The organism is Deinococcus aquatilis DSM 23025 (genome assembly GCF_000378445.1).
GTDB classification, from domain to species: Bacteria; Deinococcota; Deinococci; order Deinococcales; family Deinococcaceae; genus Deinococcus; species Deinococcus aquatilis.
Window position 1 is genome coordinate 21,016 of the sequence record NZ_KB899716.1, and the last position, 14,745, is coordinate 35,760.

The window sequence follows — 14,745 nt, forward strand, 5'->3', positions numbered from 1 at the left end:
CCTGTGGATAAGTGCCTTTTTTCTGTGGATAAAATTGTGGATAACCCAAGGTCATTTGACCCCTGTGGATAAGTGCCGATTTTATCCACAGGTTATCCACAGGAAGATGCCAGTTATCCACAATTTTGTCCACAGGCCAAACATGCGCCCAGCGCTCCTCTAGACCACTTTTCCACAGTTTCCACAGGCCCTATTACTACTACTACTATCTTTTAATTTATATAAAGACAGGTAAAAGATAGGAACGCCCCATGAGGGGTCAAATTAGATTCTGTCCCCTCCCCTTCTCCACCAAGAGGTCACCGATTATGAGAGCGCATATCACCAAAAAAATTCTGAGCGAAGGTCTAGGACTCCTTGAGCGTGTGATTCCTAGCCGGAGCAGTAATCCCCTCCTGACCTCGCTGAAAGTGGAAGCCACTGAAGCGGGCCTGACCTTGAGTGGGACGAATCTGGAAATCGACCTGTCCTGTTTTGTGCCCGCAGAGGTTCAGACCCCACAAAACTTTGTCATTCCGGCCCATTTATTCGCTCAGATCGTTCGCAGCTTGGGCGGCGAACTCGTGGAACTGGAATTGACTGGAAACGAACTCGCCGTGCGTGCTGGCGGCTCAAATTTCAAGTTGCAGACTGGGGATCTGGAAGCCTATCCGCCTCTGTCTTTTCCCACGCAGGCCGACGTGAGCCTGGATGCCGGAGAACTTTCACGGGCCTTCGGTAGCGTGCGCTACGCCGCCAGCAATGAAGCTTTTCAGGCGGTCTTCCGGGGCATCAAGCTGGAACACCGGGGTGAAACGGCGCGGGTCGTCGCTTCTGACGGCTACCGCGTGGCGATCCGGGATTTCCCGGCCAGTGGAGACGGTAAAAATCTGATCGTGCCTGCCCGCAGCGCCGACGAACTGATTCGTGTGCTGAAGGACGGCGAGGCCCGGTTTACCTACGGTGAGGGCATGCTGACCGTGACCACCGACCGCGTCCGCATGAATCTGAAACTTCTGGATGGAGACTTTCCCGACTATGAGCGTGTGATCCCCAAAGACATTCGTTTGCAGGTCACCCTGCCTGCCACGGCCCTCAAGGACGCTGTAAACCGCGTTGCTGTGCTGGCCGACAAAAATGCCAACAACCGCGTGGAATTTCAGGTATCGCAGGGCAAGTTGCTGCTGGCTGCAGAGGGCGACTATGGCCGCGCCCAGGACACGTTGGATGTGGTTCAGGGCGGCACGGAACCAGCCATGAGTCTGGCGTTCAATGCCCGGCATGTCCTGGATGCCCTCGGTCCCATTGAAGGAGACGCCGAGCTTTTGTTCAGCGGCTCTACAAGCCCCGCCATCTTCCGTGCCAGCGGTGGAGGCGGTTATATGGCCGTCATGGTCACGCTGCGCGTCTGAGGGGCCAGTGGAGGGCAGCGTGGGCATCTCTTGCCGCACTCGCCTGTGTCAGTTGCGAGCTGCTCGGATATTTTGGCAGTGATGCGCAGGTAGCCGAGACTTCTCAAATCGAAATCCAATCGAGATCAACGCGGCAGGATTCAAGGCGGGCGACCGCGTTAGACCGGGTGCATCCAGATCTGACATGGGGCGCTTATAGTGTTCCAAGTACACCTACCCTCCCGGCAGCTTAGGAGCGCGGGTTGAATCGAGGAATACCGAGAAGTGCCGCTGATGCAGTACCCGGAGGAACGCATGAACATCGAAAAAGTGATGGCCCGTGAAGTGCTGGATTCGCGTGGGAATCCCACCGTAGAAGCTGAAGTTCACCTCGACAGCGGCTATGTAGGCCGCGCCATCGTGCCCAGCGGAGCCAGCACCGGCACGCACGAGGCCCTTGAACTGCGCGACGGCGGAAGCCGTTATGGCGGCAAAGGCGTGCAGAAAGCCGTTCAGAACGTCAACGAGGCGCTTGGGCCAGCTGTCGTGGGTCTGGATGCCAGCGACCAGGCAGCCATCGACGCCGCCATGCTCGACCTTGACGGCACCCCCAACAAGGGACGCCTGGGAGGCAACGCAATTCTGGCAGTCAGCCTTGCCACAGCCCGTGCAGCAGCGGCAGAACTCGATATTCCGCTGTACCGCTACCTTGGCGGCAGCAATGCCAAAACGCTGCCCGTGCCCATGATGAACCTGATCAACGGCGGCGCACACGCCGACAACTCGGTCGATTTTCAGGAATTCATGGTCATGCCGGTCGGTGCGCCGTCGTTCCGCGAGGCACTGCGTTACGGCGCAGAAACCTTCCACTCGCTGAAAAAAGTGTTGAGCGCACGCGGCTACAACACCAACGTCGGTGATGAGGGCGGTTTTGCCCCTGACCTCAAGAGCAACGAGGAAGCCCTCAGTGTGCTGCTCGAAGCCATCGAAAAGGCGGGCTACGAACCCGGCAAAGACATCGTGATCGCGCTTGATCCTGCCGTGACCGAACTGTACAAAGACGGCAATTACCACCTCGAAAGTGAAGGCCGCGTGCTGTCTACCGCCGAGATGGTGGATTTCTGGGCTGATTGGGCCGCCCGTTACCCCATCCTGTCTATCGAAGACGGCCTGGCCGAGGACGACTGGGACGGCTGGCGTTTGCTGACCCAGAAAATTGGCGACAAGGTGCAACTTGTCGGCGACGACCTGTTCGTGACCAACCCCGAACGCCTTCAGCGCGGCATCGATACTGGTGTGGGCAACGCCATTTTGGTGAAGGTGAACCAGATCGGCAGCCTCACCGAATCGATGGACGCCATCGAACTCGCCAAGCGCAGCCGTTACGGCACCATCATCAGCCACCGCAGCGGCGAATCTGAAGATGCGTTTATCGCTGATCTGGCCGTCGCCACCAATGCTGGACAGATCAAGACCGGCAGCGCCAGCCGCTCCGACCGTATTGCCAAGTACAACCAACTGCTGCGCATCGAAGACGGTCTGGGTGACCGCGCCGTGTTCCTGGGCCGCAAAGCCCTGCGCTGAGCCTCATCTTGGCCCGGACAGGTGGGCGGTGGGGCCTTGACCCTTGCCGCCCACCTGTCCAGAAGAATTTGGAATCCTTTCCATCCGAAGCAGGTACCGGTTCTAGAGCAGGCACTCTCTACAAAAGCAGGTAACACACATGAAGCACTTTGACCGCGCCACCAAAATTGTTGCCACCATCGGCCCCGCCAGCCGCAGCCCTGAAGTCCTGGGCCGCATGATCGACGCGGGCCTGAACGTGGTCCGCATGAACTTCAGTCACGGCGATCCCGATGATCACCGTCAGACTTTCGAGATGGTTCGCAAATTGGCCGATGAGAAGGGCGTCAGCATCGGCATTCTTCAGGATCTTCAGGGGCCGAAAATTCGTGTGGCCCGCTTTGCTGAAGGCTCGGTCACGCTGGTCAAGGGCCAGAAATTCGTGATTACGATGGACGACGACGTGGAAGGCACCGCCGAGCGCGTGGGCACCACCTACAAGGGACTCGCGCTGGACGTGCATCCCGGCATGGCCCTGCTGCTGGACGACGGCAACATGGCTCTGCGCGTAGACGGCGTGCGCGGCAACGACGTGCAGACCACGGTGGTCGTGGGCGGCGTTCTGAAAAACAACAAGGGGATCAACGTTCCTGAAGCCGACCTGTCGGTGCCCGCGCTGTCTGACAAGGACGTGCAGGACATGGAATTCGGTGCCCAGTTGGGCGTGGATTGGGTGGCCCTGAGCTTTGTTCGCAGCCGCGACGACCTGCTGCTGGCCCGTCATTACCTCTCCCGCTTTGGCAGCCGCGCCAAGCTGATGGCGAAGATCGAGAAGCCTCAGGCCGTAGACCGCTTTGAAGACATCCTGAAAGAAGTGGACGGCATCATGGTGGCTCGTGGCGATCTCGGCGTAGAAATGCGTGCCGAGCAGGTTCCCACCATTCAGAAGCGCATCATCCGCATGTGCCGTGAAGCAGGCAAACCCGTGATCACGGCCACGCAGATGTTGGAAAGCATGATCAGCCTGCCGCGTCCGACCCGCGCCGAGGCGTCTGACGTAGCCAACGCCATCTACGACGGCACCGACGCCGTCATGCTGTCGGCGGAGTCGGCGGCGGGGATGTACCCAGTCGAGTCTGTGGCGATGATGGACCGAATCGCCCGCGAAGCCGAGGGCAGCGAACACTACGCCATGTTGCAGCGTCAACTGGTCGTGGATACCGAACTGGCGCAGGATTCTATCGCTTACGCGGCCTGTAGCATCGGCGAGAAGCTGGATTCGCCCGCCATCGTGACCTTTACCAGCACTGGCGGCGCGGCGGCCCGCATTGCCAAGAACCGGCCTCCACTGGCAATTCTTGCCCTCACGCCCAACATCCAGACGCGTAATCAGCTGGCGCTGTCATGGGGCGTCGTGCCGATGCTCAGCGAGGACCCCCGCGATACCGACGACATGGTCCGCATTGCCAACGACGAATTGAAAAAGAGTGGGCTGGCTGATGTAGGCGACCGCTACGTGATCACGGCGGGTGTGCCGTTCGGCGTGCGTGGTACCACCAACATGCTGCGCGTCGAGCGTCTGCGCGAAGAGGACATGAGTACGCGAGTCTGATCTCACCCACAATTCTGACCTGACCAACCCCACCGCCAAGTGTGATGGGGTGGTCAGGCTTTTATCCACAGGGACGCAGTTTATCCACACGCCACCTGTGGATAACTTTGTGCTGTAAATAGAATTTTTTCCGCTCAGGCACGTTATCCACAGCCTGGGGTGGTTGTCCACACCATCCTGTGCATAACTTTGCGTGCATGGCCCCTGGGCAGTGCCAAATCCGGCCATCAAGGGCAGGGCCGAAGAAGCCGCTGTGCGGACCATGAACGCCCCGTGAAGGTCATCTTGGTCTAAACCTCAGCAACCACCCTGGCAAAGCGGTCCTTGCCCTTCTGGATGACCGCACCGCCCTCTGGAAGTTCGATGCTGGCCTGCGCTTCGGCCACCGTTTCTCCGTTCAGCTTGATTCCCCGGTTCTGAATCAGTTTGCGGGCTGCGCCGTTGCTGGGTTCGAGTCCAGCCAGCACCACGAGGCGGGCCACGCTGTAGCGCCCTTCGGCGTTGCGCTCGGCGGCGGGAATGCTGACGGTGGGAATATTTTCGGGAATTCCGCCTTTGGCAACAGAATCGTAGCGTGATTTTGATTCGTCGATTTCTGATATGGCCTCAAATAATTCACTTTCGCTTCCAGAAAAAACATACTGATCGACTAGCTCTGACATAATTTCCTTGAGTTCTATTTTTAGATTGTCAATGATTTTAGTTTTTGCGAGTAGTTTTATTAGTTTCTTTGATCTTATGCCAATCTCATTGATATCTTTAATCTCCTTCAGCTTATCCAGCTCGTTTTCTATTTGATGATATATAACTTCAGCCCTAGATATAGTCGTATTTAATTTTTCTTCATTTTCAACTAAAAGAGTATTTTCACTTAAACTTATTAAGCCATTGATAGTCTTTAATAATCTGTCCAATTTAGACTTTTCTTGAATTAATATGCTTAAATCAAAATCGTCTATTTGATTGCTTGAAATAATATCTCCTACATCTAGTGGAAATACTCTTCTATGTAATATGGGGGATAATTTTTTAAGCGATTCTTTGGTTGGCGGTATACTGTGTTTTACATAACTTGTAATCAAGGTTGCTAAGACTTCATGTGCCTCTTTGGGTTTCTTAATTAGCGATTCAATATTTTCGGCGCTCAGATCGGTCAGCAGCGTAAAGTAGTTGCCCAGCAGCGGATCGGGCACCTTCATCAGCTTGGCAAACATTAGGTGCGCTTCGTCGGTCAGGCCGATGTAATTGTCCAGACTCTTGGACATCTTCTCAGTGCCGTCCAGGCCCACCAGCAGCGGCAGGGTCATCACCACCTGCGGTTCCTGTGCGTAGTCGCGTTGCAGGGCGCGGCCCACAAGGTTGTTGAACAGTTGATCGGTGCCGCCCAGCTCCACATCGGCCACCAGCGCCACCGAATCGTAGCCCTGCGTCAGTGGGTACAACAGTTCGTGCATCTGAATGGGCGTGCCGGAATTCAGGCGCTTGGTAAAGTCGTCGCGCTCCAGAATGCGGGCCACGGTGTAGCGGCTGGCAAGCCGGATCACGTCGGCGTAGCCCATCGGCTCCAGCCACTCGCCGTTAAAGCGCACCTCCAGCACGTCCGGGTCGTCGCGCAGAATCAGTCGGCACTGTTCCAGGTAGCTGGTGGCATTGGCGCGGGTCTCTTCCAGCGTCAGCGGCGGGCGGGTCTTGGATTTGCCGCTGGGATCCCCGATCATGGCTGTAAAATCGCCGATCAGCATGATGACCTTGTGGCCCAGATCCTGAAATTGGCGCATTTTACGCAGGATCACGGCGTGTCCCAGATGCAGGTCAGGCCGGGTCGGATCGGCCCCCAGTTTCACGCGCAGGGGGCGGCCTTCTGCCTGTGCCTGCGTCAGCTTGCGCCGCAGATCGTCTTCCGAAACCAGATCGACCACACCGCGTTTGAGCAGGGCAATCTGGTCGTCTACGGGCAGGTTTTTCCGAATGTCTGTCATGGGAACTCCTTCTAGCTCAGAGGGGCAAAAAAAGGCGGCGTGCCCTGTATCGCACGCCGCCTACCGGAACCGTTCTGCCCTTGCTTACGCCAGACGCCCCGACTTGCGGCGGGGTGAATACGGCGGGCGAGCGAACGTCATAAGGGCAGGGTAGCACAGCTTTACCGTGCCCCGCTCTCATTGCATACATCCCAAAAACAGCGCAGCCCCCGCCGGAAACAGGCGGGGGGCGCGGGTTAAGACTGAGGTTGGGTCAGCGGTCGCCCCGCTGTGATCCCTCCGGGTTAGCGAACAAGTGCACCGATGGCACTTCCATTCCGGTATCAGCATAATATGATATAGACAGAATACTGTCAATATATATGTGAATATACCCAAAGTCACAAATTCAGTCCAGACTCTAAGAGCCTGCTGAGACGGGCAAGCTGAAGCATGGGTGAGCGCATACTGCCTAGCTAGGCCAGGTGGCCTACTGCCCAGATTGGCGCTTCAAAGGTGCTCAGTGCAGGATGTTGTCATGTCTGAATCGCTCAAACCGTCCACCCACACGCCATTCACGCTACGCCTATTCCAGAATACCGATGCTGAGGCGGTGGCTCAGGTCTTGACAGACGGTGTTCGTGGGCACTGGACCTATAGCGCCGAGCAATTTCGGGAAGACGGGCAACCGGACCGCTTGCGCTTGGTGGCGGTGCAGGGTGGGCGTCTGGTGGCAACAGCCCGGATTGCTCCATTCGGCTCGGGCGCACCGGATGCCCTGCGGCTGGATCTGGCAGGCGACGGCGCAGCCTTCGGGCCGCTCTATCTGGCCACGTTGGGCCGCCTGCCCGCTGGGTTTTCCCGCCTGCTGGCCGTGATCCGCGAGGACTGGCCGGAAACGATGCGCTTTTTTGCGGCGGCAGGCTTCCGCAACGCCTGGCAATCGTGGGGCGCACATCTGGACTTGTCGGGCTTTGAATTTGCCCCCTTCCAACCTCTGGAGAAACGCCTGTTTTTGGAGGGCTACGAGGTGGAACGCCTGGGGCGAGATGCTGCAAACGCTGACTGGGACGCCCTGTATGCCCTGTATCAGCAGGGAAGTGCCGATGCTCCGCGCAACCCCACCACCACACCGGACGCCCTGAACGCCGCCGAATTCCGGGAAGTGGTGCAGCGTGAAGAAGTGGCCTTCGTGGTGCGCTGGCGCGGGCAACTGGTCGCCAGTACCCGCCTGACCCCACACGGCGCAGAGGTAGAAACCGAACATACCGTGACCCACGCCGCGCACCGTTCACGCGGCCTCGCCACGCTGGTGAAGGCCCACGCCCTGGCCTGGGCCAGAGCCGAGGGGTTTTCTTCTGCCGGAACCGGGGGAACGGTGCTGAATCTGCCCATGCTGCGCGTGAATGCCCGCCTCGGCTATGTACCCGAAGCCATGTGGATCACCTGGGAGCTTGGATTATCGGGGCTGGCCTAATGGTCTAGAGTCCAGGGGTCTAAGACCTGCTTAAAAACTCTGGATTAACCGCGCCTGTACACCAGTTGCCCGTATTCCGCTCCACTGAAGGTCAGGCCGTGTGCGGGCACGTTGGCCCCTGCACGGGCGCGTTCGCCTCCGCTCAGAATGTCGGCGGTCTGGGCCGGGGTCAGGCGGCCCTGGCCTGCCAGCAGCAGCGTACCCACCAGGCCGCGCACCATATGACGCAGAAAACTCTCGCCCTGAACGTGAATTTCCCCGATATCTCCAGCGGCCTGAACTTCCAGTCGCCGCAGTTCCCGCACGGTGTGGCGGTCTTCACGGGTGGCAAAAGCAGCAAAGTCATGGGTGCCGATCAGGACGGCGGCGGCGGCATTCATGGCCTCCTTGTCCAGCGGCCCGGAGACGTGCAGGGCGCGGTCTGCCCACAGCGGATGCCGTTGCGGGGCTACCCACAGGCGGTAAATGTAGGCACGGCCCGTACAGCCGAATCGGGCATGAAACCCGGCAGAAGCAGGCGCGGCGTCCAGCACGGACAGATCGGGTGGCAGATGGGCATTCAGGGCGCGGGCCAAACGCTCGGGCGCAAGGCGGAAGCTGTCCGGTACGTCGATGTGTACGGGCATGGCGTCGGCATGAACACCCGCGTCGGTGCGCCCCGCCGCCACCGGACGCGCCGCCTGCGTTGCCCCCAAGCGTGCAAACGCTGCGTGCAGGGTGTCCTGCACTGTGCGGGCCTGGGGCTGAGATTGCCAGCCCGCAAATTGTGCGCCGTGGTAGGCCACTGTAAGGCGCAGACGGACAAACCCGGCAGGCGGAGAAAACAGCTCTGTTGAGAACACTGCTGCTGGCACAGACAGGGGGGCGGATTCGGAAACGGCGACATCGGCAGACACCTCAGCAGGCTAGCGGATCAGTCACAGGCGGCAGGCACGCTCTCAGCCTAAAACGTGTTCAGGCCGTTATCCTGTGGCCTGTGAATCTTGTCCACTGGGTTTCGCGGGCCGTCCGCCTGACCGCTGTTGCCGCTCTGTTGGGGAGCGTGTCGTTGGCCGCTTCCTCCTACCGCGTCCAATCCGGCGATACGTTGTCGGGAATCGCGGTGCGGGCGGGCGTGACGGTCGCGCAGTTGCGGGCCGCCAATCCCTCTTTGCGCGATGCCAATTCGGTGCAGGCAGGCCGAGTCCTGACCCTGCCGGGGCGCGTGCTGCCTGCCACCTCCTACCGCGTCCGTGAGGGCGACAACCTGACCGTGATCGCTCAGCGTGTGGGCCTGACATTGACGCAGTTGGTGCGGGCCAACCCTAAATACGCAGGCGGAAAACCCGTGTGGGCAGGGGCAGTGATCCAGATTCCGGCCCGCACGGTGGCTGCCCGAACGGGCACAACCGCCACGGTGCGTCCCGCAGCTATCCGGGTTGATCCCGTTTCTCCAGCGTCGTCCGGCGCGTGGCTGTGGCCTGTGGCCGGATACCGCTCCATCACCAGCGATTACGGTTCCCGTGTGTTGGACGGCGTGCGCGAGATGCACTACGGAATAGATATCGTTGCTCCGACCGGAACTCTGGTAAGGGCGGCCCGCAGCGGGCGGGTGCTGGAATCTCGCCCCGATTTCGACCGGGGCTGGGGCTGGACCGTGGTCATGCAGCACCCCGATGGCTGGATTACCCGCTATGCCCACCTCAGCGCCAATCTGGTCAGGCAGGGCGAACAGGTCGTGCGTGGGCAGCCCATCGGAAAGGTGGGCAATACAGGACGCTCCACGGGGCCGCACCTCCATTTTGGAACCTATCTGCGCTGGAACCCACGCAATCCACTGAGTCTGTACTGATCAGGGCGCCAGTGTTCCACGCCCGCGCCTCTGTTGCCCATTGATCATCCGGGGCGTTTCCTGGGCCAACTCCTGCCCTCAGTCATACCCGCCGAACCGCTGATCTTTGGCCTTCCTGGACTGCTGCTCTATGAAATGTTGATCGGTCAGGCGGTGCAGCGTACGGCGTTCTGCCACCCAACCTGTGTGGGGCAGCAGCGGCAAGAACAGTCCCGGCGCGGCGGCCACTGCACTGGGCCGCTGCACATCCAGGGCCACGGGGACCAGCAGCGTATAGGTGGGGTAGCGTTTGGGGCCGCCGACGCGCACAGCATCCGGGCCGAGGTGGGCGCGGAGTTCGGCCAGGGCCTGCCGGAACAGTGCCAGGGTCTGTTTGGGCGGCAGGTCTGGAAACAAGTCCAGTTCGGCCTGTGTGCGGGTCACTTCGCCCTGCAAAGTCAGGTAGGCGATCAGGAGCGCGGTTTCAGGCCAGCGCAGGGGCACGGGCTGACCGCCTCGGCGCAGGGTCGTCTGACCGAGGGTATCGAGCGTCCAGCCTGCCCACGCCTCAGCCTGCTGCGGCCCCTGCCGATGCACCGCCTGATCGGCCTGCTCTGCCCAGATGCTCAGATCCGGCTCCAACGCCGCCAGTTGCATCAAGGTGGTCAGCTCTGCCAGATCGGGAGCCAGAAGCTGAGGCGCACTCAGACGCAGCAGACCGGGCAGGGCTTCGCGCAGGCCATCCAGTGCTTGCGGCACAAGGTTTTGCCGGTACAGCAGGTCGGCCCGGTGCAGCCTGACCCTGACCACCCACGGTGGTGGCAGGCTGCCGGGTGCCTGTAAAGCTGCGTCCAGGTCGCGCAGGGCAGCGCAATCGTGATGTTGGCGGCGCAGCAGCAGGCCCCGGCAGGCCCAGTCTCTCGCCTCGGTGGGACGGGGAAACAGCGGGTAGCTGTGCACGGCAGCCAGCGCGGCCCGGTGGGCACCCAGCATACTCAAGCGCTCTGCCAGGGCAAAAGCACAGGTTCGGCGCAGATTCACCCGCTCTACCGCTTCAAGTGCGTCGGCCAGTTCTGTCAGTGCCCCCACGTTCCCCTGAAGCTGAAGCGCGGCCAAGGCCCGCAAGGCCCGCGCATCGGGGCTGGCTGGCGTTGGTGTGTGGTGGGCAGCCGATTCCCCGTGTTTGGCAGAGCTGACAAGGGTGCCCTGTTTCTGCTTGCCCCGCGCCTCAGACTCAACAGGTGCATCCTCCGCTCCCTGCTCATCAACCACCTGTCCAGAGATGAGCGTCAGGGTCAGTGTCCATTCAGCCGCCCAGACCTCCGCCGGAATCGCCTGATCTGCCTTGCCCTGCGCAGTCTGGGCCGTCTGGAGTGCCTGCACTGCCTGCGCTGCCTCGCCAGCCTCACGCAGCCCCCGTGCCAGCGCCAGCCAGAGGTGCGGAGTGAGTAGAGAAGGGAGGCTGGAGGCGTGCTGCACGCACTGAAAGGCCCGCTGCCAGTCTGCCTCCTGAGGCTGGGCCTCGGCCTGACGGAGCGCGGCCCATGCCTGGGCACAGGCCAGGGCTGCCGTACAGGAGGCATCGTTGCCCAGGCTCTCCTGGTGCGGCCCCTCCTGGCTCAGCCCCTCACGGCTCAGGTAATTCAGGGCCGCAGTCTCATGCCGCTCTGCTGCCTCGGATAAACCCAGCAGCGCGTAGATGTATCCCAGCGTTGCCACGGCCCAGGGGTCGCCGCCTGCGTTGGCCCGCGCCATCGGCCAGAGCGCTTCCTGAATTCGGCCTGCTCCCAGCAACCCGAGCGCCTGTGTCCGCCAGTCGGCAGCCCGCCGAATCACCTCGGGCGATACGGCGACATCGGCAATACCAGGAGGAGGAACAGGAGGGGACACGGTATGAAACTCAGCCTAGCGCGTCTGAAGACCCTGGATTGCCGTACCTGTCACGCCCCCAAAAGGTGGGAGAGAACGCCGTAGCCGTTAGCCTAGGCCTATGACCGTCTTCCAGACCGCCGCACCCCACCCCGTTCAGGTGCAATACGTGGAAGCCCGCGACGATGGCGATGGCCTGACTGCTGCCGCCCTGAGTGCCCATCTGGACACCTTACAGGCCCAGCCGGGATTCGTGGGGGCCGAACTGTTGGTCAGTCCGGCCCAACCCGGCCTGCTGCTGATCGCCAGCCGTTGGGCCACCCCTGCCCCTGAACTCCCGCTGCCTGCCGGAGCCAAAGCGTGGGTTTTTGAGGTGCGGGAATCGCGCTGAGCAAGGTGCCTGGGTTGTAGAGAGTGGGTGTGGGAAAGGCGTGGTGGGCAGTTCTGCTCGGCTTTTCCCATAACCCACGTCCCTCCCTCAGTTATGCGTCATCTCCAGCGGAATCACCCACGCCGTGAATTCTTCGTCGGTGACGTAGCCGAGGCTCAGCGCCGCTTCACGCAGGCTGCTGCCTTCCTTGTGCGCTTTTTTGGCGATGGCGGCGGCCTTGTCGTAGCCGATGTGCTTGTTCAGCGCCGTCACCTGCATCAGATTGATGCTCAGGTTGTGCTCGATTTTCTCCAGATTCGGTTCGATGCCCACCGCGCAGTTGTCGTTGAAGGCGAGGCTGGCGTCGGCAATCAGGCGGATGCTTTCCAGCACGGCGTGAACCATCACGGGCTTGAACACGTTGAGCTGAAAATTGCCCTGACTGCCCGCAAAGGCGACGGTGGCGTCGTTGCCGAAGACGCGGGTCGCCACCATCGTCAGCGCCTCGCTCTGGGTGGGGTTCACCTTGCCAGGCATGATGCTGGAGCCGGGTTCGTTTTCGGGAATCACGATCTCACCGATGCCGTTGCGGGGGCCGCTTGCCAGCCAGCGCACGTCGTTCGCCATTTTCATCAGAGCGCCTGCCAGAGTTCGCAGCGCCGCCGAAGTCTGCACCAGCGCGTCATGGGCGCTGAGGGCCGCGAATTTGTTTTCTGCCGAGCGGAAGGGAAAGCCCGTTTCGGCCTCGTACTTTTGTGCGGCCAGATCGCCAAATTTGGGATGGGCGTTCAGGCCCGTTCCTACCGCCGTGCCGCCGATGGCGAGGTCGTACAGGCCCGCTTCGGCGTGCTTGACTTCGGCCAGTGCGTAATCCAGTTGGGCCACCCAGCCGCCGATTTCCTGGCCCAGCGTGATCGGTGTGGCGTCTTGCAGGTGCGTGCGGCCCACCTTGACCAGTCCGGCGTGCTGCTCGGCCTTGGCGTGCAGCGTGTCCCGCAGTTTGCCCACGCTGCCGTACAGTCGGTGGTTCAGCTCCAGCACCACGGCGATGTGCATGGCGGTGGGAAAGGTATCGTTGCTGCTCTGGCCCCGGTTCACATGGTCGTTGGGATGCACGGGCGCTTTGCTGCCCAGCACGCCGCCCGCCAGTTCGATGGCGCGGTTGGAAATTACCTCGTTGGCGTTCATGTTGCTCTGGGTACCGCTGCCCGTCTGAAACACCACCAGCGGAAAATGGCTGTCCAGCGTGCCCGCGATCACTTCATCGGCGGCCTGCACGATCAGGTCGGCCACGTTTTGCGGCAACTCGCCCAGTTCGGCATTGGCCTGCGCCGCGCCTTTTTTCAGAATTCCCAGTGCCTGAATCACCGGGCGGCCCCAGACGAAGGTGTCGCGCCCAATCGGGAAATTGTGGATGCTGCGCTCGGTCTGTGCGCCCCAGTAGCGGTCAGAGGCGACTTCCAGCTTGCCCATCGTGTCGGATTCGGTGCGGGTGGCCGGGGTGCGGGTATCGGTCATGCTGCAAGTTTAAGGCGGTCAGGCTGTCACGCGGTCAGGAACCCCGGACAGGTGAAAATGCAGGCCGTTCTCCCGGCTCCCTTACGGTCTTCCCTCCCCTCCCCTGCCAGAATGGAAGGCATGAGTGGTCTGATTGATGTGGCAATCGTGGGCGCTGGCCCGGTGGGACTCGCGGCAGCCATTGCCTGCAAACGTGCTGGCCTGAGTTATGTGGTGCTGGAAAAGGGCTGCGTGGTCAACGCCATCTTTGAATATCCCACCTACATGACGTTTTTTACCACCGCCCCGGAACTGGAAATCGGCAACCATCCGATGGTGACGGGTCACGACAAGCCGGATCGCCGCGACGCGCTGATGTACTACCGCCTCGTCACGCAGCGCGAGGAGTTGAACGTGGAGCAGTACACCACCGTCACGGACATTCACGCGGCCCCGGCGGGCTTTACGCTGGAAATTGAGGCGCGGGACGGCACGCCCGGAGTCGTGGAAGCGCGGCGCGTGATCGTGGCGACCGGCTATTACGACAACCCCCTGCATCTGGGCATTCCCGGTGAGGACGGCGACAACGTCTCGCACTATTACACCGAAGCGCACCCCTTTATGGGACTTGACGTGACTGTGATCGGTGCGGGAAACAGCGCCGCCGACGCCGCCCTTGACCTGTGGCGCGGCGGGGCCAAAGTCACGATGGTGGTGCGTGCCCCCGAACTGAAATCCACCATCAAATACTGGGTGCGCCCTGACCTGGAAAACCGCATCAAGGAAGGCAGCATCGCCGCGCATTTCAACTCGCAGGTCGTGGAGATTCAACCCGATGCAGTGCGAATTCTCCGGGCCGATGGCAGCACCTTCGATCTGCCTACCCATTTCACCTTTGCCCTGACTGGCTACCGCCCCGACCTCAGCTTCCTGGACAGCCTGCAACTGGCCCAGCAGCCCGACGCCTGCCTCGTTCTGTCCGAGACTTACGAGAGCAGCACGCCGGGGCTGTTCGTGGTGGGAAGCGCAGGCTTTGCGGGCAAGACCAATCAGGTCTTTATCGAAAACGGGCGGCATCACGCCATTGCTGCCGTGGCCGAAATCGGGCGGCAACTGGAAGGCGCGGCGCTGCTGGCCCGCTGAGGTTTCTCGCTGCCCTGTCTTCACGTTCACGCGCTTCACAATTCAGTGTGGAGCGCGTGAAATACTGCCGGGCATG

General features: G+C 61.0%; 11 protein-coding genes. 7 read left to right on the forward strand and 4 right to left on the reverse strand.

Annotation, left to right across the window (positions count from 1 at the left end):
• Positions 1–308: 308 nt before the first annotated feature.
• The 3 genes from dnaN to pyk all read left to right on the forward strand — a co-directional run bounded on the left by dnaN (position 309) and on the right by pyk (position 4,545).
• Positions 309–1,391 carry a DNA polymerase III subunit beta gene (gene dnaN / locus F561_RS0113135; protein ID WP_019010430.1) on the forward strand — a complete coding sequence of 361 codons (1,083 nt, stop codon included), beginning with the start codon at positions 309–311 and terminating at the stop codon, positions 1,389–1,391.
• A 294-nt stretch (positions 1,392–1,685) separates the two neighbouring features.
• Positions 1,686–2,954 carry a phosphopyruvate hydratase gene (eno, locus tag F561_RS0113140; protein ID WP_026298883.1) on the forward strand — a complete coding sequence of 423 codons (1,269 nt, stop codon included), beginning with the start codon at positions 1,686–1,688 and terminating at the stop codon, positions 2,952–2,954.
• A gap of 139 nt (positions 2,955–3,093) precedes the next feature.
• The gene (gene pyk / locus F561_RS0113145) at positions 3,094–4,545 is read left to right on the forward strand and encodes a pyruvate kinase (protein WP_019010432.1); all 1,452 of its coding nucleotides are present in this window, start codon (positions 3,094–3,096) and stop codon (positions 4,543–4,545) included.
• A gap of 290 nt (positions 4,546–4,835) precedes the next feature.
• Here pyk and tyrS read toward each other — a convergent pair whose 3' ends face one another.
• Positions 4,836–6,524, reverse strand: a complete 1,689-nt coding sequence (tyrS, locus tag F561_RS30005; RefSeq protein ID WP_019010433.1) for a tyrosine--tRNA ligase — start codon at positions 6,522–6,524, stop codon at positions 4,836–4,838.
• A gap of 517 nt (positions 6,525–7,041) precedes the next feature.
• Between tyrS and F561_RS0113155 the strand changes: the two genes are divergently transcribed.
• On the forward strand, positions 7,042–7,980 hold the full coding sequence (locus tag F561_RS0113155; RefSeq protein WP_019010434.1) for a GNAT family N-acetyltransferase: 939 nt from the start codon (positions 7,042–7,044) through the stop codon (positions 7,978–7,980).
• Between the two features lie 44 nt (positions 7,981–8,024).
• On the opposite strand, the gene truA is transcribed toward F561_RS0113155, so the two are convergent.
• Complete coding sequence (gene truA, locus F561_RS0113160) at positions 8,025–8,876, reverse strand: tRNA pseudouridine(38-40) synthase TruA (RefSeq protein ID WP_019010435.1); 852 nt, start codon at positions 8,874–8,876, stop codon at positions 8,025–8,027.
• Positions 8,877–8,956: 80 nt separating this feature from the next.
• On the opposite strand from truA, the gene F561_RS30325 reads away from it, so the two are divergent.
• Positions 8,957–9,811 (forward strand): peptidoglycan DD-metalloendopeptidase family protein, encoded by an 855-nt coding sequence (locus tag F561_RS30325; RefSeq protein WP_019010436.1) that lies wholly within the window; start codon positions 8,957–8,959, stop codon positions 9,809–9,811.
• A gap of 78 nt (positions 9,812–9,889) precedes the next feature.
• On the opposite strand, the gene F561_RS0113170 is transcribed toward F561_RS30325, so the two are convergent.
• Positions 9,890–11,680, reverse strand: a complete 1,791-nt coding sequence (locus F561_RS0113170; RefSeq protein WP_157451843.1) for an AfsR/SARP family transcriptional regulator — start codon at positions 11,678–11,680, stop codon at positions 9,890–9,892.
• A gap of 100 nt (positions 11,681–11,780) precedes the next feature.
• On the opposite strand from F561_RS0113170, the gene F561_RS25465 reads away from it, so the two are divergent.
• Entirely contained in the window at positions 11,781–12,050 is a 270-nt protein-coding gene (locus F561_RS25465) for an antibiotic biosynthesis monooxygenase family protein (RefSeq protein ID WP_019010438.1), read from the forward strand.
• Between the two features lie 87 nt (positions 12,051–12,137).
• On the opposite strand, the gene fumC is transcribed toward F561_RS25465, so the two are convergent.
• Complete coding sequence (gene fumC, locus F561_RS0113180) at positions 12,138–13,547, reverse strand: class II fumarate hydratase (protein WP_019010439.1); 1,410 nt, start codon at positions 13,545–13,547, stop codon at positions 12,138–12,140.
• Between the two features lie 120 nt (positions 13,548–13,667).
• Here fumC and F561_RS0113185 point away from each other — a divergent pair, with 120 nt between their 5' ends.
• Positions 13,668–14,669 (forward strand): YpdA family putative bacillithiol disulfide reductase, encoded by a 1,002-nt coding sequence (locus F561_RS0113185; RefSeq protein WP_019010440.1) that lies wholly within the window; start codon positions 13,668–13,670, stop codon positions 14,667–14,669.
• Positions 14,670–14,745 lie beyond the last annotated feature (76 nt).